Raw genomic sequence first — 22,600 nt, 5'->3', positions numbered from 1 at the left:
CCTTAACTCCTTTCTGTTTCTGTCTTTTGTAAATTTTGATTTTCCTGATGCCCTTCACAATATTGCTCTTTCATTTCATCGTATAAAATCTGGTAGAATTTATTTAATATCCTGACAAACTCCCGTCCATCTTCCTCACCCAGTTTTTTTAATGTCTTATCTACAAAATTCTGCAAATGTTCAAAAGCATTCTGTAAAATTTTTTCACCGCTTTCGCTTAACTTAACATAAACTACTCTGCGGTCCTTATTATCCGTTACTCTTTCTGTGTATCCTTTTTCCTCTAGTGTTCTTAACATTTTGGAAGCAGCTGACTTAGAGGAGTGGGTTCGTTCCACTAATTCACTTACCATTACACCTGGAGCATCCGGGTTACTTTCTAGGATATCCTCCATGCAATGGCTAATGGCACCTAACATCATGAATTCTCCTGAATGAACCGTACCTTGGGGCTTATTTTTGTGAAATAGTTTTTTTACTTTACCTAAAACAGTGACAAATTCACGGGTTAGTTCTATATCCATCCTGTTCCTCCTTTCCTTTTACCTCCATGATGCTGTCTTACAAGCATCCATTCATACTGATAAACCGTTTCGTCCCGTTTCTATGTTTACTTGATTTTTTATATTTTCCCCCTTCTTTGCAATTTAAACCATTTTTAGTAATAAACAAACTGTTCACCACTTCAATAGTTGAACAGTTCAACTATTATTATAATTTCGTTTTTCTTAAAGTCAATCATTTTTTTATCAATTTAGTGATTTATAATGTTTCGTTTATAAGATTTTAATAATTAAATAAAATGTTCCCACTTTATCTCTATTATTTTCCATCTGTTTCAAAACAAAATGCCAGTTGGGTATGCTAAATCGAACAAATATTGTACGTTATTTGCATACTCAACTGGCATTTATGATTCAACTGATTCGTTAGGAAAATCCAAAGCTTCTTCTCTCATTCCTTTTTGATGTAAATCAAACAAGCTTTGTTACAAATTCAATAGTCTTTTTACTAAGGTAACTGTTTCTCCGGCATCGGCAGCAAACCCGTCTGCGCCAATTTCATCTGCATAACTTTGGGTTATAACAGCTCCTCCAATGATTATCTTAGCTTTTAATCCAGACTCTTTTTTTAGGGCAATGACCTGTTTCATCTCAAGCATTGTAGTAGTCATCAGTGCGGATAAGGCAATAATATCTGCATTTTCAGACATAGCAGTTTCAATAATCTTCTCAGAGGGTACATCCTTGCCAAGGTCGATTACGTGGAAACCGTAATTCTTTAGCATTAGTACCACCAGATTCTTACCAATATCATGTACATCACCGGAAACTGTAGCAATTACAACGGTTGCCAGCTTTTTTTCTTTATCCCCTTTCTTCAATAAGGGTTCCAGATGCTCTATGGCAATCTTCATCGCCTCGGCTGAGGATATTAACTGAGGCAGGAAGTAAATTTGTTTATCAAATAACTGTCCGACCTTGTTAATACCAGGTATCAAAAGGTTATCCAGTATAAAGGAGGGTTCCCTCCCTTCCTCTAAGGATTGTTTTACATATTGCAGAATATTTCTTTTATTTCCTTTCACCACACTATCAAATACTAACAAATCTGTACCTTCAAGATTAATCTCGCGGGCCCCTGACAAATCAGATAAAGTACCTTTAGCAGTAGGCACTGCTTTTCCTACAGTCACAGTAGGCCGTGATGTTACCCGGTTTATATACCTTAAGTCCGCATCCTCTTTTCCTTTTAATAGATCAGACGCAAAAGCGGTGTTCATTAGCAAATCCTGAGAGGGATTGGCTATAGCCATCGTTAGTCCTGCCTGAATGGCAAACGCTAAAAAGGTGCTGTTTATATACTGCCGTTCGGGTAAACCAAAAGAAATATTTGATAAACCAACAACGGTAGCCAATTCCAGTTCTTCCTTGCAGTAACGAATGGTCTCCATCGTCTCTAACGCAGCTGCTTTATTGGCACCCACCGTATTAACCAGCCCATCAACAACAATATCTTCCTTGGAAAGTCCAATATCCGTTGCTGCTTTTACAATGGTATTAATAATTTCTTTTTTCTCATTCAAATCTTTTGGCAGACCTTTTTCAGAAAGTGGAAGTAGAATAAACATTGCTCCATATTTTTTTGCAACGGGAAGAAGTTTTTCCATCTTACCTTTTTCTAACGATATGGAATTGATTAATGCTCTGCCGGGATAAATACGAAGCGCAGCTTCGATTACACTGATATGGCTTGAATCAATACTAAGAGGTAGTTCGGTAACAGCTGTCAATTCATTCACTACCTTAACCATCATTTCCTTTTCATCAATACCGTTCATGCCCATATTCACATCTAAAATATCGGCACCATTCTCTTCCTGCTCCTTTGCCATATCAACTACCATATTCAGACAGTCAGCCTTTAATTCCTCTTGGAGGGCTTTTTTACCGGTAGGATTAATTCGCTCCCCAAGTATCATAAAGCGTCCGTCAATATCCAGTTTTAGGCTGCGCCTTTCCGTTGTTAGAATACGTTTCTTTCTTGATGAAAGTACATGTGGCTTATAAGTTGCAACTGCTTTCTCTAATAGCTTTATATGTTTGATAGTAGTACCGCAACAGCCGCCCACAATACTTGCACCTGCTTCAACCAGTTTGGCAGCCTTTTTAGCGAATTCTTCCGGGCCCATACTAAATACAGTTTCATTATCTTTTAATACAGGAAGCCCTGCATTAGGCTTTGCTATAATTGGAACTGTGGCATAGGCTTTCATGGCTGCAACTACTTCACACATTTTTTCCGGCCCAGTGGAACAGTTTACTCCCACAGCATCTACTCCCATATTTTGTAGTACGGTAACTGCCGTTACCGGATCCGTTCCATAAAGAGTTCTGTTATTGTCATTAAAGGTCAGGGTTACCATAACCGGCAAATCGCAGGTTTCTTTTACTGCCAAAACAGCAGCTCTACATTCCTGTAAACTCATCATAGTTTCAATAACGAACAAATCCACACCTTCCATGAGAATATAAGCAATCTGCTCTTTATAGACATCAACCAGCTCTTCGAACTTCAAATCTCCAATGGGATAAAGCTGTCTGCCGGTCATGGTAAGGTCAGCGGCTATATAAACTTTACGTTCTGCCGGTATATCTGCTTCTGCCACCGCCTTCTTTGATAATTTTACCAATCCCCTGTTCATATCCTCAATATCCTCAGCCAGTCCATATTCTTCAAGCTTTATCCGGCTGCTGGTGAAAGTTGGCGCATACAAGATATCAGTTCCTGCCTCTACATATCCCTTTTGTAAATCAATTAACACCTGCGGATTATCAAGAATCCATTTTTCCGGGCATACTCCGGTGGGCATTCCGTTTTTTTGCATATTACTGCCTGTGGCACCGTCTAATAATACAATCTTCTCTTGAACCATTTTAAGAAAATCTGCTTTTGTCATAGTAAGCTCCTATCTGCGTACACTTGGACCTATACTAATTAGGATGTTGAAAAGGTTAAAGAATTCTTTTTTGAACTCTCTCAATTCCTCCATAGTACCAGCCTGTAACGCCATCTTTTTTTACTAAATATCTATCTTTGAAAGTCTCTACTATCCTTACCTGTTCTCCTTGCCGTACTCCGATTCGGTAATCCGTTGTGTCTTCACAGCGCGTTAAACCCTCTTTGTCTTTGAAGATGTATTTTCCTGGCACCCACATAGTATAACCACTTGTTATGTGCCGGCACTCTGAGAACTCTTCCTCCTCTTTTAGTACTTCAATCTGATTATCTATCCAAGGTATTGTAAAGCAACTCTTGCTTTCCTCCTGGTCCTTATGAACCACTCCAGCTGGAAAATCATCGGTACTTGTATGTGTAAATTCTTCAGAACTTATGTCCGGTATGATGAAAACATTGAGCTGCCCATCCCGTTTCAATACATTCCCACCATCAATACTAATAATTTTTCTCTCTCGATTTACAATCGGACTGCAATCCGGTTTGCCTTTCGCATACAAAGCAACCGGCCAATGCCCTACTATAACATATTTATGAAAAGAAAGCTCACTCTCTAAGAAACTTTTTTGCTTCTTTACCAGTTCTGCATCCTGCTCTGTAAGATTCTCAGAAACTAAACCTCCATGTACAAATATAAAATTTTCCGTCTCTATGATATCCGGCAGCTCTGCAAGCCATTCTATCTCAGCCTTAAAATGCTGCTTTATCGACTTACAGGTCTCTTCTATATCAGAGTCTTTGGTAAGTGTTATGGATATCTCCTTACACATCTCATTAAGTAACGACTTCTCCCGCCAAAGCAGATAGGTAAGTAACCGGGAATGATTTTCCCTTTGATCCAATTTCCTTGCTGTATCATCGCAATTACCGCAGACAGCATATACTTCGTATTTTTTTTGGAGCTCCATAATATAGCGAAGCGTCTTTAAACTATTCGGCCCTTTTTCCACAATATCTCCTACAATAAAAAGTATATCCTTTTCGTTGAACTTAACTTTTTCTAATAGCCTTTGCAACCCTGACAGATTTCCATGTATGTCGCTAATAGCAAGAACACGTCTGCCTTTACCAATTAAGAGTTCTTGTAATTTTGCCCGCATATTCTACCTCCTGCTATACTCTAACGGCCTACCAGCCAAAGTTTCGCTTTCTCATAATCATCGATACAATTGCAGACAAATGAAACCGGAGTTTGCGAAAACCATCGTTTTAGATATCGTTTTATCATATTGCTTAGTCCTACAAATACCACTTTCTGTAGGTTTGATACGCCTGCCAAATTACCTAGTATCTGCTGTATCATATCTGTATCTACTTCTGTTTCATTCAGATTAATAGCAATAAGTCCTGTAGTAGATGGCCGTTTTATGATTTCCATGTCCTTTTGGAATTTTTCCATAACAAGTTCTTTGTATATGGAAAGGGCATCCAATTGTTCAAACCATATTTCTCCTCCTTGAAACGCCATGGCAAAGGATTCTCGGACAATAAGTTTTTCCCTTAATATCTGCTTCATACATACTCCTATTTGATTACTATTTTATCCATCAAACTTACTCTGTTAAAAGGTAACATAAAATAATAACCATCTGCAAAAGGGCTTAACTTTTCAATAATTTCATTGGCTATTAAAGCTGCTACCCTCTCAGCTTCTTCCTTGGACATATCAGGGTGGTAGCGTTCTACCACCCAGTCCGGTACATGTATTCCTGTAATTTCGTTCTTTATAAAGTTAGCATTACGGTAGCTAACTAGTGGCATAATTCCGCACAATATCTTCGTATTTACCTTACTCTTAATATAGCGTATCCTGTCCACATCTTCATCTGCAAAGATGGGCTGGGTCATAAAGTATCCTGCGCCCGCCTGTATTTTTTTCTTCATTCTTTCAATCACTTTATCAACTGGTCCTCTGCCGTAATTTAAGGCTCCTCCAAAGAATATGGGATCATCTAAAAAGTGCTCTCGATTCATTTCATTTATATAGTTCATCAACTGCATGGAATTATAATCGAAGACCCCGGTAGTTGATTGTCTTTGTTCACTAGGTATCGGGTCACCGGTAACCACTAAAATATTTCTGACACCATTAATATAAGCTCCCAGCAAACCAGAACGCATAGCTATCATATTTTTATCGCGGCAGCACACATGAGGCATAACAGATATTCCTGTCTCCCGCATAAGCTTGACACTCATTAATATGGAATCTACTCTGCTTCTTCCCATAGGAGAATCCGCCATGGTAATAATATGTGCACCACTGGCCTTTAGTTTGTGGGCACAAGCAATTATAGAATCATCTTTCGCATCAAAGGGCGGGTCGAGTTCCACTGCCACCACTTTTTTATTTCTCGTAAAAAGACTATAGAAATCATTTTTTTCATAGGTAAGTTCTTTGGTATCATCTTCTAAAAATCGAAAGCGGATTCCCCTTTCCTCTTCCTTTAAATCAATATTATCCGCTATCTTTTTAATATAATCTGGTGTAGTACCACAGCACCCCCCGATTATATCCACACCTAAATCAACGATTCGCTGCATATTACCTTCAAAGTAGCCCTCGTTATCCATAAATATCATACGGTTTTTAAACTGTTCCGGATATCCGGCATTGGGTGCCGATACTATATACTTCCCGTCAGGGAATCTTAGCTTTTTCAGAATATGGAACATATGACCGGAACCGATGCCACAGTTAAAGCCTCCTGCATCAATACCCTCGGTATCTGCTATGGTTTCTAATAAAACCTTGGCACTGATTCCTTTGCCTGTATAACCATTTTTGTTGAGAGTAAAATTTGTTATAATAAAAACCTCCGGGGCCCTTTCCTTTATATATGCTATTAAATTCTTAAGGTAGAAAAAATCAGAGAAGGTTTCAAAAATAAAAATATCTGGTTTCTCCTGTAAAAAGGCGTCACAAATTAACTTGTATTCCGCTGCTATTTCCTCTTCTGCTCTGTCTCCGTTCTCCGGAATGGGACCTATATCACAGGCAATATAAACCTCCTTGCCGGATTCTTCTACTGCCTGCTTTGCAAGCTTGTATGCTGACTGTATAATAGCTTTCTGCTCCTTCTTATTTACCTTTAAAGTCTGTTGATTCGCTGCAAAGGAATTAGTTCTTATCAGTTCTGCACCTGCCTTGATATACTCTTTATGAATATGTATAACAACTTCCGGTTCGGTCAGGTTGGCATACTCAGAAACTGCAGTTTCATTGTTAAGCAGTTTTGCATAATAGGTACCCATTGCACCATCGGTTATTAATTTATGTTCCTTTAGATAATCCTGAATTCTCATGGTTTCCCCCATTGCATATCGCAGATGTACCAGCGATACTAGCTCTTATTCTCTATTTCTTTACTCTCTTGACTTACGACTTGAACTATTTATTTTAACTTATTATACTTGATTTTTTTATTATGTCTACTATCATAACAAGAAAATGTATAAAATAAAAGGATATTTTATAACGTTTGTAATTATTTATTCATTTTTACGCATAATTACTTCACGAATTAACTTTATGCATTCAATATAAATGTATATATTATCTGTCAAATTTGTTTTTGCAACACCAAAACACCTTAAAATACTGCATCACACAATAAAAGCATACAATAACGACTGTATAAAAACTGTCAACTCTTACTTTGGAATTAATAATTATGCAATATACTCTTTTCCTATAGGGAATAATAGGTATAGACTATACCAAGATTTTTTACATATGAAGAAAGAATGGAAGAAAACCTATCCTATACTAAAAAACAATACCTTCTATCTTAAACTCCTATCTGTGTGCTTTAATGCAATAGCGCGAGTGCTATATGCATTGCACACAGACTAGTCAGGATGTATCCTTTAAAGTTTCTTCCGATTAAAAGATAGAACATATCGTTTCATTTTCATTACTACTATTCGTTTACTGCGTGTTTCTAAGTAATTGCAAACCCCAGATATCTAGTCCCCTGGAAGGTTAATTTGCCCATATCCTGCTCCACAAGCATACCGTATTCATTGCCGGATACTGCAAATTCTATTCGGTCCCCACTATCAACCTGAAACGTCACATAGTATCTGGTGGAAGAGCTATGATGCATAGTATTATTATTCATATTGTTATGATTATGATGCGTGACATCCGTTCTCTTTGTAACCACCTTCGCCTCTACGGATAATATTGGTGATTTGTTATTTTTATTTTCTATCTTTGCTTTTTGAACTAGAGAATAAATCATCATCCCAAATACAAATATAAATCCAAAAAATACAATCATAGGTATAAATGCAAATAAAAAATTTGGAAAGCCAAAGCCCACATTGTTAAATCCTGTCATATAATCTCCATACCCTTTCTGCTACCTGCAAACTTTGAACCACAGGCACGAATTTGGATGTGAAAATGGTTTTTATTTTCACACGAATCTACCATGCACATCGCAAACAATCTTGCGATACGAAGCAAATAGATAATTAATTGTTTATTACACTTATTATATCACAAATTTAGCGATTATGGAAATTACAAACAAATTAAAATTATATAGTACAACCAAAAATAAGAAGCCTCTGCATAATTCATACAGATGCTTCTTATTCAACTCACAAAAAATTAAAATTGTTCAATCATCCTTATCTTTTTTGATTAATAGGTCCAATACCTTCCTGCACAACGTTGTGCGTCTGGTTTTGATTCTCTACTTTGTTTTTATTCGTGCTATTATTAAACCTTTCGTTCTCTTTCTTTTGTTGTAGTTTTTCATGTTTTGATTTATCCATATTTACCAATGCAAAGATTGCTTCCTTTCCTTTTGTTACCTATATTCTTTGCTGTTATAGTAGATTTTATGTGTACATGGATATAAACTAAATTGATAGACTTTTTCTGGTTTTCTAAATATGCTTTCCGATATATCGTATAGCATATTTTTCTGGTAAGTATATTAGATAAGTTCTATATCTTATCTGATTTTTCCTTCTTCCGTCTCTACTTTATTCACAAAGTCCAAATTGTAACACACCGCACCATGGTCTTTAATTACCGTACCTCTTGTGATACGAATCGCCAAAATAATACAGTTTTCATCCTGTTCATTGCTTATGTCTTCGTACCATTTAGCAAATGCCTTACGAAGTTTAGTTCTTAGCTCAGCGTTTTTCGGGTCTAAAACCCATCCTAGATTTTCACCAATCCCATTTCCAGAAAACCACTCGCAGCAAACTGAAAAAGCAACCTCTTTGTTTTTAGCAATCTGCTGTATTTTTGTCGATTCTGCCCAAGCAGCAACGTAAAACACGCCGTCTTCATAATAAGCATTCACATCACGTACATAAGGACGGGGTTTTCCGTCAGCGTTAAGATCTAATGCAATAGTTGAGAGAGAGATGAGATTATCTTTTCCGTTGCCGCACCTTTCTTCAATTAATTTTATACCTTCTTCGTACTTGCTCATTTTTTACCTCCTACTCATTTTCATCTTAGTAAAACAATACAAAAAGCAATATTACATTATCTGACAACCATTAACTGTATTATAACATGCCTACTCTAAAAAAGCCATCAACATGCAAAATATACCAAAAAAAGTCTCCTATCATGCCGGGAGACTTTTTTATCTTAACTACGTATTTAGATATGATTCAGAATACTGATACTTTCATATTGTGTTTGCTTTTTCACTAATCACCTTTTTAAGCTTGAACATCGCCTCATACCTGTCCATTCCTCCATCAACGGCAACCACATGAAATCCACATTTATTTATGTAAAAACAGTGGTTACGATATGACACCGCTGGTGTCTCGGTTTCCCATACAGTTATTTGTGGAAATGTATGCTCTACAAAGCACCACGCAGTATACCCATAGCCTTTTCCAATTAAGTCGCTGTCAATAAAAATATTACCAAGGAAACCGCGCTTGTGTTCATGGTTAATAAACAATATGATTGCACCAATCACTCGTTCGCCAAGATGCATGCAATAAGATATAGCATCTGATTCAATTCCCCACTTCTGAAGAAAACTTCCGTCATCATATCCAGGCGGTCCACCTGTTGATGTTTGAAAAAAGAGACGAGCATCATCATCAAATGCACGTTGCATTACCGGCGTTAAAATCGCTACATCTTCTTTTTTCATTGGAACAAAATTTAATCCGTTAAATGTCATATATTATCCCTCCAGCTCTTGCAACAGGCTCTTCAACCTTTTCGCTGATAGCAATCATAACTCCTATAAGAAGCCATATTGATTCCTACAGAGCTTTAATATTTTTTACAATCCCAGTATAACACGTCATATAAAACTTTGTCCGACATTTTTTCTATTCTTTAGATTCTTGATATCCTATTTCCTTCAACACAAGCCCAATTACAGTCGTATTTCAGCAATTCTTATTACATTATCACTAACCTCTATTACCTGCGAATTAGAAATAGGCTTCAAAATCAATGTATCTTCATATTTTGAAATAATCCTTTCTACTGCTTTTTGAAATGGTGAGCAATTATGGTGCGGTACCGGATAAAAGTCAACTATGTTTAACCCATGAAAATCACTTAAATCTGTTGCTATTTTATAATCATCCATATCTTTAACATATTCCGTGTCGGGAGCAAGAATCATAGAACCCGCAGATTCACCAATATAAATCTTTCCTGATTCGATTTCATCCTTTATTATTTTATCGGCTCCCACTCTTTGCAGCTCTTGAAGCAAAAAGAAAGTATTTCCACCAGAAACATATATAAAATCATTACTTTGTAGTTTATTTACTATTTCTGCTTGTGTTGCTGAGGATATTTCTAGTTCCTCCACTATAAGCCCCATTTTTTCCAATGCTTTCCTGCCTGACTTAACATAGAAATTTACTTTTTCGTGTAATGCAGCAGTAGGAATAAAAGTCACTGTTTTTCCTACCAATTCCATGGAAGCGAATTCTTCAAACAATTCTGCCACATCTTTAAACGATGAAGATAAAAAAAGTTTTTTCATTATGCCTATCCTCCTATAATTATTCATTCCTATTATACCCTAGTAATGTTGACATCTGTATGTCAGTCAAATAAAATAATCTTGGAGGAATCAGAACTATGAAATTAGAACGAATGCTTGCAATCGTGATGTTACTTTTACAAAGAAAAAAAGTGACTGGTAAAGAATTGTCTGAAATGTTTGAAGTATCACTTCGGACTATCTATCGTGATATTGAAGCAATTAACGCCGCCGGAATACCAGTCATAACCACCTCTGGTATTGGTGGGGGAATCCGTATTATAGATCAATATAAAATAGAAAAAGGTATTTTTACAGCAGATGATATCAGCACCATACTAATGGGTCTTTTAGTTGTTCAAGGTGCCTTATCAGGTAAAGATATTGCAACTGTACAGGCAAAGTTGAGAAGCTTTATTTCCGAAGAACAGGCTGATGCTATTGAAATAAAAACAGAACAGATTATGTTTGACTTATCTTCATGGATAAGAGGCAAAGAGGCAAACCGTATGATTCATACGATTAAATCTGCCATAGAGCAGAAGCTTACATTAACTTTTGCCTACCTAGGACATATGGGACAGGAGAAACTTCATGGTGTTGAGCCGCACCGGCTTGTTTTTAAGAATAGTCAATGGTATCTGCAAGGTTATTCTACCGTAAAAGAGGATTTCAGATTGTTTAAACTTCGCAGAATGTACAACCTCAAAAGTGAAACAGATACTTTTTGCCGTAGAATATTACCACATCCGTTTTCTGCTTTTACAGATATAATGAGTAAAAAAACATTTAAGATTAAATTATTAATTGAATCATCCGTAATTGATAGAATGCTTGATTACTGCACAATAGATGATATTACTGACTTAAGAAATGGATCATTCATGATAGATTTTAATTTTATTGACGACGATTATGGTTATGGTATCCTAATGAGTTTTGGGGACAAACTAACTTGTTTGGAACCCGCTTCTGTTCGAGCAGAGTTACAAAGACGGTTGCAAGAGATGTTAGCGCGATATAACACAGATTTACTATAGCGGTTTCTCAATATTGCTTTATTCACAGTATCAAGATAATGATGGTTTCAATTATCTTGATACTAGATACTATTTGCTTCATTCTTGATAATATAGGCATTCCTTACTTTTACATTCGGCTAAGCACCGTATTTGTGCTCAGCATATACCATTAGTTCTCGTTCATTGGCAATATCCCCCGTATGAGGGTATTTACTTGCTGTTTTTTCAAATGCAGCTTTAATCTTTTGTGCTTTAACGGTGTCTTTTTCAGAAATAAGGGCATAGGCGTACTCTGTACGCTGAACTGAGGGGAAATTTTTCATAGCCTTCATAAACTTTTTCTGCTGCTTACTCAACAAATCTGCAAGGTTGTCCGGTCGGTTCTCGCCAACTAATTCGCAATAAATTAAATCAGCAGTCATTAAACTACGGTGTAATCCAACAAGCCCCGTGTCACTTTGTAGCAGCTCACGTATCACCTGTTCCGCCTTTTCAAACTCCATTTGCTCCATCATGCGACTACAGGCAAGCACACCTAAAAATGCATTCATACTGTTTTTCAGGGCTTCTGGTGATGGTATTTTAAACCATTCCTCGGGCATGTCCTTGACACGCACCCCTTTTATACTAAGTTCACTGCATTTTAACTGAATCCAGAATGAACGTAATGCCTCCGGGTCTTTACCGAGCGCTATGGCATTGTATCCGTCATTATTTATCTCTTTCAGCCTCATGGGAATACCATTCACAACTCCATAGACAACACCAATCACAACTAGCAATATAAAAAAATTTGTTACAATGGGGATGTCTCTGGTTAAAAAGGAGGCTCCGGCAAATACCACTGCCGACAGAATATTGATAATAGAACCGCCCATATTGTATAGGACATATGGAAATGTACCATTTTTCATTTCAGGCGGAGCCATGAGACACTGACCTCCTGTACCGGCAAGGGTAAGCCTGCGAACGCTATAAGTTCCATTCTCTTTTATCCACATAAAACTTCCAATACGAAAGGAAGAAAACTGATAGCCTGTCATTCGGCCAAACAACAAATGCCCGGATTCATGTATAATTATCTGCAAAAGGCTACCCACGTAGATTCCAAGAAAAAGTAATACTACCCAAAAGGAAATTTCTCCTATAGTCTTTTCCGTCTCCATATAATCTATATACTTTGCTATATAAGAACCCCACATTGCTCCAATTGCCATCATAAACAGCATCAAAAAGCATTGTCCCCACTTACCTTTACTTTTATTTCTTTTTGTCTTCATTGTATTTTCTCCTGTCTTCCTTTGTATTTAGGTCACTTTTCATTTTCTTTATACACTAACCTAATCATACCATACAATTTTATTTGTTTCCAGTCTCCTCTTATATAGCATATCTTTCTGTGTTAATGAAGCATACTTCGGTTATTAAACATGCTCTGGCATACATTCAGGTATATAAAAAACAGACTGGTTTATCAATTAAAAACCAGCCTGCTCTAATTTTAGTTCATATTTTATCATATTAATATTGTTTAATAATGACTTCTAAATTAATTACTCAATGAAAATCTATACAAGTTTTTTACACGGTAAATAATATCCAAAGGTAAATATAGTATTACCGTCTTCTTCAATCTTTGCATATTTGTCAAAGGAATAGTATTCCATTGAAATTCCTACGATTGAGTAATCCGGCACATAGCCATTCTCTTTCATTATCTTCTCTGTTTTAGTATGAGCACCTTTCTCCAGATTAGAGGTATTTCCTTGTATCCAGCCGATTCCCATTATGCAATCTGGTATATCACGATAAGAAAACCCAGCAGGAACAACTGTCTCAGGCTTGGCAAATATTCCGGCAATATATACGAATTCTTTGGTCTTAGGATTGTACTCACCCATCCATCCGATCGTGTCCCCCTCTGGAGATACTCTCTCAGGAAGACTTTGAAGAAAATCATTTGTTCCATCATTCAATATCGATTTCCATAGTTCCGGAACCGGATTTTTCTTTCCTACGATTACTTCTCTGCCTATAAATCTGACTGCTTTAAAATTTTGTACTTCAAATGCTATTTTATTTCCCATAAAAACCCCACTTTTAATTTTATACTTTAGTACCTATAACATGAATGTGAACAGAACATCATTTAAAAAATGAACTTGTAATTAATATTCAACCTTTTCTGATATGAGTTCTTAATATCCATAATACTGTTCTTTTGTTAATTGCAAAATTATACCTCTGATATGTTTATTATAGCAAATACATTAAAAAAAATATAGCCCCAAATATATCTTTCGTTTAGGACTGCACTATTCTTTCAATAAGTGTCTGCGTTCTAAGGACTATTACATATAAATATGAATTGTAGTTACATGGTCTTATTTGCAACGGCAACTATTTATTGTTGGTATTCTGGATATTGTTTTAATAAAATCCGATTTGCTTTCTCTAACTTTCTACAGTATGCATCATATTTCGGCGACAAAGTTCTCATAGCAGGGATGAAGACCTCATTATAACCATTGGTATTATTAAACTCCTTTAAAGCTTTTGCAAATTGTCCCGCTAATGAAGAAGTATAAGCCTCAGATGCTTTAAATTCTTGATAAGTCTGTAAGAATTCCCTCTTTTCTTGCATAAACTGCTCCATGTTATCTATTTCTTGCAACTTCACTTTCTCCATAGAAGCTATATGCTCATTTGACCCAAAATTTATGTCTTCTTGTAATTCATCCATACATTTTCTAAGATGTTCCGGCACTTTTATATTATCTAAAAAATTTATCACTGCTTCAAGTGCTGCTTTTTGTTCCATGGTTGAAAGGGGTTCCTCAAGGAAAGGAGCAAAGTGGACTAAATACAGTCTACCGATATATCCGGGGAAAGCTTCTAATAGTTTGAGTTTTATCGCTTTTGTGTCATTAAGATTTTGAATCTCCTGCTCAATGTCATATACACTTTCACCGTCCGCCAGTCTTTCCAACAACTTAATCTGCTGTTCCTGCGCTGTATAGTCTACTTGTCTTTTTAACACACAGCGTCTTAGTTCTTCGATTGGTTGTGATGCTTTTAGTATTCTTTTAATTTCTGTAACCGTTACTCCTAACATACGAAGTACACTGACTTGCTTTAATCGTTCGCTGTCCTTCTGAGAAAATTCCCGGTAACCGCTATCATCCATTTCAGGCGTCACCAAACCATGGTCTATATAATACTCAACAGCTTTTCTAGTTAATCCTGATACCTTGCAAACTTCGCTTATTTTCATAATCTGCACCTCCTTTTATAAGGATAATCTCACCCCTAAGGTGCTAGTCAAGAGTTTTTTTATTATCATCTAATTATTATGATTTATCTACTCTCTCAGCATACCCTATTCCTTCAAATAAATTATTACAATCACTATCAAATAGTATCTTTAAGCACCAATAATTCTTCTTTTTTGATATTCGTTAGGCTTTTTTTGAATAAATAGTCATAGAAACCCCTGAATCTTGTACCAATATATCCGCAGGCAGCTTACGAATCAAGTTTGTAACATAGATATCTCCGGCAGCCCCTGATATATTTCCGGCTTGTATAAAATATATGCCCCAAAACCAGGAACTTGGTACCAATGCATTAATAATTGCTATAACTGCTCCCAGTAAAACAATAGGTGCTAACGATATAATAATATAATGCTTTTTATTAAAATAAGCATCGCTGCCTGCAAAAGCATATAAACCGGTAAAACCATAATGTGGCTTTATTTGGCTGAATTTTTTCATAAATACTCCGTGTACTAACTCATGAGCTATAATATACAACACATATAATGCAAGTACTACAATTAATTTCACTGAGCTTTCTAGTGTATTTTTTAAATCAACCGTTATCGGCTGAAAATATAGTCCGAATGCCAGCACTGCTATTAACAATATTAAGGCACCTGCATTTATTAACATAGCTAATTTTTTGTTCTTTTGAAGATTCATACTTCTAATTTCCTTATATCCTTCCGGTAACTGGTTCATTTTTCCTCTCCTTGTCTCTCGTTTTCATTAAAAATTTAGTGTATTCCTTTATTTTACTTTATTTCCACCACTTATATATTACATTTATGTTACAAAAGTGTTACAATTCATTTGTAGCAAAGAGATAACCACTTAAGGAGGATATCAATTATGTGTTTTAACTTTAATTCTTTCAATTTTTCTGATTTTTGTAAACAAATTATAAAATACTGTAGTTATAGTTTCTGCAACTAATATATTATGAGAAAGGGCGTATTGCTGATGTATACGCCCTTTCTATTTTACATAAAAAATAGAACTTTTCAAGTCATGTTTTATTTTATATCGAATCTATAGATTATATCTTTTATAGGGTGTAAGGTTAAGTTGATTCTACACCATAAAGCACCAAGTATATTGTATCAGAACAATATTACTTGGTGCCATTATGTGAGGGGAGTATACTATTATTAAAACTTTTTCGTTCTTATTAAAGATAACATAAAAATGTGTTTATTCTGTGAAATCTTTACTTGAATTGCAACTTTATTACAGCAGGATTGATACTATTATATAAAACTCTAAAACAAATACATTTTATGACATAATTGGTATATATTCTCATTGTTTCTCTTGTCTGATTATGCTACTATTAATAACGTTATACTCTCCCCAGTATAACATTTGTAACGCGCATCCCTTATTTCTTAGCGCGTAGATAGTGCTGTCCCTAAATGATATATTATCTTTTGGGACAGCCATATATATACTGTGTGACTTAAAGTGCTGGTTTTCTTTTTCCGCAGCTACAAGTACCGGTATTAGCAGGATTCAAATTGCCGCAGCTACATTTCCAATACCCCTGAGGTACTTTATCAACATCTACAACTTCCTCTTCTAGATTAGATATAGCCTGAAATATTATGTCCTGATTATCTAAAATCTCTGCTGTGGCTTCTAGTCGAATAAATCCTACATAAGAGGAAAAACATCCTCCAATCAATATTACTCCACCTATAATCCATCCTATTTCACTTATATTCTTACCGATTGTATACGCCATTATAAAGCTTCCTATTATACCAAGGATTAATACGATTAACCCTAGGTTTCTACATTTATTACTCATTATGTCCTCCTTTATGCTCAATACTTAGTTATTACTATAATAATGTATTTAACATCATATAGCAAGGGGCTACTACGGCACCAAATGCCAAACCTTGTTTATGTACACTCTGTTAGCACGTTCCTGTCATTCATGATAACATATTTATACCATAGACGAATGAAAGCTGCACTATTTCTATTGTTTTCTAATTGTATATTTAATGTTATACTTGTTACACGCCTTTTATATATTAAGGTATCTAGACTATTTCATTTTCACAGGAGACACTTCGCAGTTGGAAGGCGTACAAATTCTTTATTAAATATTGAGGTAAGGAAAGGAAATACGTATGAAGTCAATTAAGATATATCATTATGATGCTTTTAGTGCAATCCCTAATAAAGGAAATCCAGCCGGTGTAGTATTTGATGGAGATAAACTATCAACTGAAAAAATGCAGCAAATTGCTTTTAAAGTAGGCTTTAATGAAACAGCTTTTCCACTTACATCTGATAATGCCGATTTAAGAATTCGTTACTTTACTCCAGGCCATGAAATCAATCTCTGTGGTCACGCGACGATGGCAACTATCTATGCACTTAAAACAAATAGATTATTAGAAGAGAAGTCTAACTTATCTATAGAAACGAAAGCTGGAATATTACCAATTAACATCTTAAATGCTAATGGCGATACAGCGATTACAATGAGGCAAACCCAACCGGAATTCAAAACGTATAATGGATCCAAGGAGGACTTAGCTTTATCCATGGGCTTATCCGCAAATGACCTTGATGAGAGTCTACCTATTCTATATGGTAGCACAGGAGCTTGGACATTATTAGTTCCCATTAAAAAGCTAGAAACATTTAAAAGAATGCAGCCAAACAATAAGATTTTTCCTGATATTTTAAAAGAAATGCCCAGAACTTCTGTCCATCCTTTTTGTCTAGAAACTTATGACAGAGAGAAGGATATGCACGCCCGACATTTTTCTTCGCCTTACTCCGGCACTGTTGAAGACCCTGTAACAGGAACTGCATCGGGAGTTATGGGCGCTTATTATGCAACTTACATGAATCATAACTTTGATAAGACTCTCACTCTCACAGTTGAACAAGGACAGGAAATTGGTAGAGATGGTCAAGTTACTGTTATGATTACTAAGAACCTGAATACTTATGACATTGCTATAGTCGGAAATGCTGTATATGTGAAAGAATTTGAAATAAATTTATAGAAACTAGACTTTTCGCATATAAGCACTTATGACAATAGTTATTTCTCAATTTCAACTGCCCACCATTTAATTCGGTGGACATATGGTGGGCAGTTAATACATGTATTTCATTTTTCACTTTAATACAATAAATATTTCTAGGCGGTACAACCATTTTTTGCATAAAGATAATTGTAGAGGATTCCGTGTCTAATCTCATCTGTTGTAATTTCAATCATCATGTTAATATGCACTCGGTCCTGCATTGCATAAAGGATTTCACGATATTTTTGTACAGCATTTTGTTCACCCAGTAGAGCTTGTGCCAATCCCGCACAATAACTTTCTGGCGGTATGAATTGCTCACCCTGAACCTGTTGTGGCATCATATTGGTTATTTCATAGAATAACTGATGAAACATTGCAAAGTGCCCAATTTCATTGTCACGAATTCCTGCTATTATCTGTCTTTCTTCCTCAGTGGGAGCTTGTTCTATCAGCCATTCATAAAACATTCTATCCTCTGTTTCGCCTGCAAGTGCCTGCTGAATCAAAGCAAGCGCATTCTGACGATTTTGTGGATATGTGAATTTATCAGCAGATTGAGATTCCCTTATTCTCTTAGATGTATCCGCTGTTGACATAAACGGATATGTTTTGACATAATAATAGGGGTCGTAACTGCTGTGTCTATTATAATTCATGGTGTTAACTCCTGAAAATGCACTTTTTTATAGTATATGATGCATTTATAAAACATGTGATTATCGTAAGACAAAAGAATGAATACTTAACCGGATATTACAAAGGCATATTTAAAATAAGCTGTTCATTTCACCAGTGAATTCAAATACGCTGTAACCTTATTTGAAACCTTAAAATAAAAAGTCAAGTATTCAGATGGCACTGCAATATTCTTAATACTATCAGGTGACACCTGCATCATAATTATATTGGTATCTTTGAAAGTTGTAATTTCACATAATTTTTCCAATTCCTTATTATTGTTCAAACCCGCAGGCTTTTTATACGTTACAAAAATATATTGTGATTCATAATTCTCGACCTCTTTACGCATTTCTTCTTGTTTGTTCATATAATTATTATCTGCATCAGAATACTGCTCAGTAAATATAGTATTTTTATTAAATGTAATTAAGGAATTTTTATCCTCAATCGTTTTGATGAGTTTATCTTCTGTTGCAGAGTATATCTCTACCTGCGCAAGTCGTTGTAGTCTTTTTGTTGCATTATCACCGTTCACATGGATTCGGGTATAAAATCCAATTGTTATTATAATCAATATCAATAATGGTAAAACATGTTTTTTATTCATTTTTGTTCCTTCCTTCCAACAGTAATTTACACACAGTGACAAGCAAAGCACAGAATAATACAAGGATTGGAGCGACTGGACTCCAAGCGTTTGTAAAAATTCCGATTGCCACAGCAAGTGCGGTTACGGGCAACGCTATGTAAATCCACGTATATTTGCCTTCCTTACTTTTTTTATTCATGTATTCTGTGTTCTGGGCAATGATTCTTTCCGCATGTAAAGTAATTCCTGCCAAAATAATAAGTGATAACCAAACCGCCTGCAAGACCCAGGATAAAGCCAGACCAAAACTTGTTTCTGAATAGCCTAAAATACTTAATACTTCAGGACTGAGAATTAAAATTAGAATTGCAACAATTATCATAATTATATAGAGTTTGCGGGTTTTTTCATGCTCTTGTCTAAATTCATTGATTGTAACCTCATCGAACAATAACTGTTTTGTACCAATTACTTTATAGTGATTTTGTTGAAAAATCTGCCAGACCAATACAGCCACTCCCAATGAAATAGTTATCCAGTATAATATCAAAATAAGCTGGCTTTGAGTATCATCAAATAAATTGGCCAAAACCATTAAGCTGACGCCAATGGCTATTCTCTTGGCACCCTGCCGTTTATATGAGAGAAATCCATCAATCATTTCACGGCTTACGTAATAACCATTGCTCTGTAGATTTTCCTCCGTATAGTCCATTTTAAGAAGATAGTCTAAAGTAACCTCAAATATAGTGCTTATTTGCACCAACTTACCAATTTCCGGAATCCCCCTATCACTTTCCCATTTACTGACTGCCTGACGTGATACATCTAAAATTTGTGCTAACTCTTCCTGAGAGTAACTATGCTCTTTTCTAAGAGTTTTAAGTTTTTGACCAAATGTCATTTTATTACCTCCTTTTGAATTTCATTTTAAATAAACTCCAGGAGAATAACCACCAAATTAGCGTTTCATATTGTCAACCAAATGTAGCATAACAACAAATCTTTGCTATTATGGTCTAAATCAAACGGTATTTTATATTTTGAAGCTTTAACCACTCCCTCTCTAAACTCTTACTGCCTAACTCTTTCCTCTAATTCTTCATACTTTTTTAATAATTCTTTCCTCTCCATATGCAAACCCTCCTTTTGAATATTTTACCATATCTCCTATTATTGAACTAGCAGTTTTTAACATCAATTTTATAAAAGCAAAAGGCAAGTCATAATTACAAGACCTGCCTAACATACTATAAGAAACTTAGAAATATTCAACTTTTGAACTACTTTTAGGTATTCCTATTTTCTTACTAGATATACCCCGCATACTATTTTGAATAAAAATAATACCCCTAAATAATCTAGGAGTATTATTTATATATATTGTCATCTCGTCACATTCTATTTTGTCACCTACTGAAAAAAGCGTTGACAAATGGGTGACAGAAACTAATTTTCATAGTAGGATGACAAAATACAATTCTTTAAAAATCGTAGAAAACTAGAATTTACCTGCTTCAGAGGCCTGCTGAATCGCAACGGCTACAGCCACTGTGGCACCAACCATAGGGTTGTTACCCATGCCGATTAAGCCCATCATTTCTACGTGAGCAGGAACTGAAGAAGAACCGGCGAACTGAGCGTCAGAGTGCATTCTACCCATAGTATCAGTCATACCATAGGAAGCAGGGCCTGCTCCCATATTATCTGGATGAAGTGTTCTACCAGTACCACCACCGGATGCTACGGAGAAATATTTCTTTCCTTGTTCTAGACATTCTTTTTTGTAAGTACCTGCTACCGGATGTTGGAATCTTGTAGGGTTCGTTGAGTTACCTGTAATAGAAACATCAACGCCTTCCTTATGCATGATAGCTACACCTTCTGTTACATCATTGGCGCCATAGCAGTTAACTTTTGCTCTGTCACCTGTAGAGTAGGATTTTCTGAATACTTCTTTCACTTCTCCAGTATAGTAATCCATCTGAGTCTCAACAAAAGTAAAACCATTAATTCTGGAGATAATTTGAGCAGCATCCTTTCCAAGACCGTTTAAGATAACTCTTAAAGGCTCTTTTCTAACCTTGTTAGCAGACAAAGCAATACCGATAGCACCTTCTGCTGCTGCAAAAGATTCATGTCCTGCTAAGAATGCGAAACATTTTGTTTCTTCTTCTAATAACATCTTTCCTAAGTTACCATGGCCTAAACCTACTTTTCTTTGGTCAGCAACAGAACCTGGAATACAGAAAGCCTGAAGACCTTCACCGATTGCTGCTGCAGCGTCAGCAGCCTTATGACATCCCTTTTTAATTGCAATAGCTGCGCCTACAACGTAAGCCCAACAGGCATTTTCGAAACAGATAGGCTGGATATTTTTAACCTGATTATATACATCAAGTCCGGCATCTTTCGTGATTTTTTCAGCTTCTTCAATAGAAGCGATTCCATTGCTGTTTAATACAGCATTAATTATATCTATTCTTCTTTCATATGATTCAAATAAAGCCATTGTTATGTATCCTCCTCAATTATTCTTTCCTAGGGTCAATAATCTTAACTGCGTCAGCTACACGGCCATACTGTCCCTTAGATTTTTCATAAGCAGTAGTAGGGTCATCACCTTTTTTGATGAAATCAGTCATCTTACCTAAGTTAACAAATTGATAACCGATAATTTGATCTTCTTCGTCAAGAGCGATTCCTGTTACATAGCCTTCTGCCATTTCAAGATAACGAGGACCTTTCTTTAATGTACCGTACATAGTACCAACCTGGCTTCTTAAGCCTTTTCCTAAATCTTCCAGACCTGCGCCGATAGGAAGACCACCTTCTGAGAAAGCACTCTGGGTTCTTCCGTATACAATCTGTAAAAATAATTCTCTCATTGCTGTATTAATAGCATCGCATACTAAGTCAGTATTTAATGCTTCTAAAAGAGTTCTTCCTGGAAGAATTTCTGCTGCCATAGCTGCAGAGTGTGTCATGCCTGAACATCCGATAGTTTCTACTAATGCTTCCTGGATGATACCATCCTTTACGTTAAGAGTTAATTTACATGCTCCCTGCTGAGGTGCACACCAGCCTACACCATGTGTTAAGCCTGATATATCTTTTACTTCCTTTGCTTGTACCCATTTTGCTTCTTCTGGGATGGGTGCTGCTCCATGGTTAACGCCCTGCGCAACTGGACACATCATTTCTACTTCATGTGAATAAATCATGTTGAGACTCCTTTCAATGTACATAAATATATATACTCCAGCGGTATGTTATTATTTTAACATCGCACTCGACCCTATTTTCTCATAAAACATCAAAATAGTCCATAGTTTTTCTTAAAAGTTCAAAATTTTCTCTTGCCATATGGCTTTTCTTACAAGTTTATTCCGTTTACTTACAGTTA

Annotated in this window: 21 protein-coding genes; 2 read left to right on the top strand and 19 right to left on the bottom strand. The window is 35.9% G+C overall.

What is annotated here, in order from left to right; translation table 11 throughout:
* Positions 1 to 2 precede the first annotated feature (2 nt).
* The 9 genes from acsn021_RS06435 to acsn021_RS06390 all read right to left on the bottom strand — a co-directional run bounded on the left by acsn021_RS06435 (position 3) and on the right by acsn021_RS06390 (position 10,523).
* Positions 3 to 524, bottom strand: a complete 522-nt coding sequence (locus acsn021_RS06435) for a MarR family winged helix-turn-helix transcriptional regulator (protein ID WP_184092897.1) — start codon at positions 522 to 524, stop codon at positions 3 to 5.
* Positions 525 to 988: 464 nt separating this feature from the next.
* A complete protein-coding gene (locus tag acsn021_RS06430) occupies positions 989 to 3,460 on the bottom strand; it encodes a homocysteine S-methyltransferase family protein (RefSeq protein ID WP_184092898.1) in 2,472 nt (823 codons plus the stop codon).
* Between the two features lie 55 nt (positions 3,461 to 3,515).
* Entirely contained in the window at positions 3,516 to 4,619 is a 1,104-nt protein-coding gene (locus acsn021_RS06425) for a metallophosphoesterase (protein WP_184092899.1), read from the bottom strand.
* A 20-nt stretch (positions 4,620 to 4,639) separates the two neighbouring features.
* Positions 4,640 to 5,035: a hypothetical protein gene (locus acsn021_RS06420; RefSeq protein WP_184092900.1), complete on the bottom strand. Its 396-nt coding sequence runs from the start codon at positions 5,033 to 5,035 to the stop codon at positions 4,640 to 4,642.
* Between the two features lie 8 nt (positions 5,036 to 5,043).
* Positions 5,044 to 6,825 (bottom strand): bifunctional homocysteine S-methyltransferase/methylenetetrahydrofolate reductase, encoded by a 1,782-nt coding sequence (locus acsn021_RS06415; protein WP_184092901.1) that lies wholly within the window; start codon positions 6,823 to 6,825, stop codon positions 5,044 to 5,046.
* Positions 6,826 to 7,463: 638 nt separating this feature from the next.
* Positions 7,464 to 7,865 (bottom strand): DUF2500 domain-containing protein, encoded by a 402-nt coding sequence (locus acsn021_RS06410; protein WP_184092902.1) that lies wholly within the window; start codon positions 7,863 to 7,865, stop codon positions 7,464 to 7,466.
* 624 nt (positions 7,866 to 8,489) lie between these two features.
* Positions 8,490 to 8,981 (bottom strand): pyridoxamine 5'-phosphate oxidase family protein, encoded by a 492-nt coding sequence (locus acsn021_RS06400; RefSeq protein WP_184092903.1) that lies wholly within the window; start codon positions 8,979 to 8,981, stop codon positions 8,490 to 8,492.
* A 204-nt stretch (positions 8,982 to 9,185) separates the two neighbouring features.
* A complete protein-coding gene (locus tag acsn021_RS06395) occupies positions 9,186 to 9,698 on the bottom strand; it encodes a GNAT family N-acetyltransferase (protein WP_184092904.1) in 513 nt (170 codons plus the stop codon).
* 201 nt (positions 9,699 to 9,899) lie between these two features.
* Positions 9,900 to 10,523: a Type 1 glutamine amidotransferase-like domain-containing protein gene (locus acsn021_RS06390; RefSeq protein WP_184092905.1), complete on the bottom strand. Its 624-nt coding sequence runs from the start codon at positions 10,521 to 10,523 to the stop codon at positions 9,900 to 9,902.
* Positions 10,524 to 10,621: 98 nt separating this feature from the next.
* Between acsn021_RS06390 and acsn021_RS06385 the strand changes: the two genes are divergently transcribed.
* Positions 10,622 to 11,563, top strand: coding sequence for a helix-turn-helix transcriptional regulator (locus acsn021_RS06385; RefSeq protein WP_184092906.1), 942 nt, complete (start codon positions 10,622 to 10,624; stop codon positions 11,561 to 11,563).
* Positions 11,564 to 11,682: 119 nt separating this feature from the next.
* Here acsn021_RS06385 and acsn021_RS06380 read toward each other — a convergent pair whose 3' ends face one another.
* The 5 genes from acsn021_RS06380 to acsn021_RS06360 all read right to left on the bottom strand — a co-directional run bounded on the left by acsn021_RS06380 (position 11,683) and on the right by acsn021_RS06360 (position 16,675).
* Positions 11,683 to 12,825 (bottom strand): site-2 protease family protein, encoded by a 1,143-nt coding sequence (locus tag acsn021_RS06380; RefSeq protein ID WP_184092907.1) that lies wholly within the window; start codon positions 12,823 to 12,825, stop codon positions 11,683 to 11,685.
* 288 nt (positions 12,826 to 13,113) lie between these two features.
* Entirely contained in the window at positions 13,114 to 13,632 is a 519-nt protein-coding gene (locus acsn021_RS06375) for an AraC family transcriptional regulator (protein WP_184092908.1), read from the bottom strand.
* 317 nt (positions 13,633 to 13,949) lie between these two features.
* A complete protein-coding gene (locus tag acsn021_RS06370) occupies positions 13,950 to 14,819 on the bottom strand; it encodes a helix-turn-helix domain-containing protein (protein WP_184092909.1) in 870 nt (289 codons plus the stop codon).
* 184 nt (positions 14,820 to 15,003) lie between these two features.
* Complete coding sequence (locus acsn021_RS06365) at positions 15,004 to 15,567, bottom strand: DUF3267 domain-containing protein (RefSeq protein WP_184092910.1); 564 nt, start codon at positions 15,565 to 15,567, stop codon at positions 15,004 to 15,006.
* Between the two features lie 757 nt (positions 15,568 to 16,324).
* Positions 16,325 to 16,675 (bottom strand): hypothetical protein, encoded by a 351-nt coding sequence (locus acsn021_RS06360; RefSeq protein WP_184092911.1) that lies wholly within the window; start codon positions 16,673 to 16,675, stop codon positions 16,325 to 16,327.
* Between the two features lie 331 nt (positions 16,676 to 17,006).
* On the opposite strand from acsn021_RS06360, the gene acsn021_RS06355 reads away from it, so the two are divergent.
* Positions 17,007 to 17,897: a PhzF family phenazine biosynthesis isomerase gene (locus acsn021_RS06355; protein ID WP_184092912.1), complete on the top strand. Its 891-nt coding sequence runs from the start codon at positions 17,007 to 17,009 to the stop codon at positions 17,895 to 17,897.
* 137 nt (positions 17,898 to 18,034) lie between these two features.
* Here the strand turns inward: acsn021_RS06355 and acsn021_RS06350 are convergent, their stop codons facing one another.
* The 5 genes from acsn021_RS06350 to acsn021_RS06330 all read right to left on the bottom strand — a co-directional run bounded on the left by acsn021_RS06350 (position 18,035) and on the right by acsn021_RS06330 (position 22,418).
* Complete coding sequence (locus acsn021_RS06350; RefSeq protein WP_184092913.1) at positions 18,035 to 18,580, bottom strand: ferritin-like domain-containing protein; 546 nt, start codon at positions 18,578 to 18,580, stop codon at positions 18,035 to 18,037.
* Between the two features lie 125 nt (positions 18,581 to 18,705).
* Positions 18,706 to 19,212: a hypothetical protein gene (locus acsn021_RS06345; protein WP_184092914.1), complete on the bottom strand. Its 507-nt coding sequence runs from the start codon at positions 19,210 to 19,212 to the stop codon at positions 18,706 to 18,708.
* On the bottom strand, positions 19,205 to 20,098 hold the full coding sequence (locus acsn021_RS06340; RefSeq protein WP_184092915.1) for a helix-turn-helix domain-containing protein: 894 nt from the start codon (positions 20,096 to 20,098) through the stop codon (positions 19,205 to 19,207). The genes acsn021_RS06345 and acsn021_RS06340 overlap by 8 nt, the downstream gene beginning before the upstream one ends.
* 597 nt (positions 20,099 to 20,695) lie before the next feature.
* Complete coding sequence (locus acsn021_RS06335; RefSeq protein ID WP_184092916.1) at positions 20,696 to 21,706, bottom strand: GGGtGRT protein; 1,011 nt, start codon at positions 21,704 to 21,706, stop codon at positions 20,696 to 20,698.
* 19 nt (positions 21,707 to 21,725) lie between these two features.
* Positions 21,726 to 22,418: an iron-sulfur cluster assembly scaffold protein gene (locus tag acsn021_RS06330; protein ID WP_184092917.1), complete on the bottom strand. Its 693-nt coding sequence runs from the start codon at positions 22,416 to 22,418 to the stop codon at positions 21,726 to 21,728.
* Positions 22,419 to 22,600: the final 182 nt, after the last annotated feature.

The organism is Anaerocolumna cellulosilytica (assembly GCF_014218335.1).
In the GTDB taxonomy this organism is placed as follows: Bacteria; Bacillota; Clostridia; order Lachnospirales; family Lachnospiraceae; genus Anaerocolumna; species Anaerocolumna cellulosilytica.
Note: the sequence above shows the minus strand (reverse complement) of the source record. Positions and strands in the feature narration are given on the sequence as shown.

Excerpts from the sequence above, each read along its gene's own strand:
- acsn021_RS06435 (WP_184092897.1), bottom strand. The coding sequence starts at position 524 with ATGGATATAGAACTAACCCGTGAATTTGTCACTGTTTTAGGTAAAGTA.
- acsn021_RS06430 (WP_184092898.1), bottom strand. The coding sequence starts at position 3,460 with ATGACAAAAGCAGATTTTCTTAAAATGGTTCAAGAGAAGATTGTATTA.
- acsn021_RS06425 (WP_184092899.1), bottom strand. The coding sequence starts at position 4,619 with ATGCGGGCAAAATTACAAGAACTCTTAATTGGTAAAGGCAGACGTGTT.
- acsn021_RS06420 (WP_184092900.1), bottom strand. The coding sequence starts at position 5,035 with ATGAAGCAGATATTAAGGGAAAAACTTATTGTCCGAGAATCCTTTGCC.
- acsn021_RS06415 (WP_184092901.1), bottom strand. The coding sequence starts at position 6,825 with ATGAGAATTCAGGATTATCTAAAGGAACATAAATTAATAACCGATGGT.
- acsn021_RS06410 (WP_184092902.1), bottom strand. The coding sequence starts at position 7,865 with ATGACAGGATTTAACAATGTGGGCTTTGGCTTTCCAAATTTTTTATTT.
- acsn021_RS06400 (WP_184092903.1), bottom strand. The coding sequence starts at position 8,981 with ATGAGCAAGTACGAAGAAGGTATAAAATTAATTGAAGAAAGGTGCGGC.
- acsn021_RS06395 (WP_184092904.1), bottom strand. The coding sequence starts at position 9,698 with ATGACATTTAACGGATTAAATTTTGTTCCAATGAAAAAAGAAGATGTA.
- acsn021_RS06390 (WP_184092905.1), bottom strand. The coding sequence starts at position 10,523 with ATGAAAAAACTTTTTTTATCTTCATCGTTTAAAGATGTGGCAGAATTG.
- acsn021_RS06385 (WP_184092906.1), top strand. The coding sequence starts at position 10,622 with ATGAAATTAGAACGAATGCTTGCAATCGTGATGTTACTTTTACAAAGA.
- acsn021_RS06380 (WP_184092907.1), bottom strand. The coding sequence starts at position 12,825 with ATGAAGACAAAAAGAAATAAAAGTAAAGGTAAGTGGGGACAATGCTTT.
- acsn021_RS06375 (WP_184092908.1), bottom strand. The coding sequence starts at position 13,632 with ATGGGAAATAAAATAGCATTTGAAGTACAAAATTTTAAAGCAGTCAGA.
- acsn021_RS06370 (WP_184092909.1), bottom strand. The coding sequence starts at position 14,819 with ATGAAAATAAGCGAAGTTTGCAAGGTATCAGGATTAACTAGAAAAGCT.
- acsn021_RS06365 (WP_184092910.1), bottom strand. The coding sequence starts at position 15,567 with ATGAACCAGTTACCGGAAGGATATAAGGAAATTAGAAGTATGAATCTT.
- acsn021_RS06360 (WP_184092911.1), bottom strand. The coding sequence starts at position 16,675 with ATGAGTAATAAATGTAGAAACCTAGGGTTAATCGTATTAATCCTTGGT.
- acsn021_RS06355 (WP_184092912.1), top strand. The coding sequence starts at position 17,007 with ATGAAGTCAATTAAGATATATCATTATGATGCTTTTAGTGCAATCCCT.
- acsn021_RS06350 (WP_184092913.1), bottom strand. The coding sequence starts at position 18,580 with ATGAATTATAATAGACACAGCAGTTACGACCCCTATTATTATGTCAAA.
- acsn021_RS06345 (WP_184092914.1), bottom strand. The coding sequence starts at position 19,212 with ATGAATAAAAAACATGTTTTACCATTATTGATATTGATTATAATAACA.
- acsn021_RS06340 (WP_184092915.1), bottom strand. The coding sequence starts at position 20,098 with ATGACATTTGGTCAAAAACTTAAAACTCTTAGAAAAGAGCATAGTTAC.
- acsn021_RS06335 (WP_184092916.1), bottom strand. The coding sequence starts at position 21,706 with ATGGCTTTATTTGAATCATATGAAAGAAGAATAGATATAATTAATGCT.
- acsn021_RS06330 (WP_184092917.1), bottom strand. The coding sequence starts at position 22,418 with ATGATTTATTCACATGAAGTAGAAATGATGTGTCCAGTTGCGCAGGGC.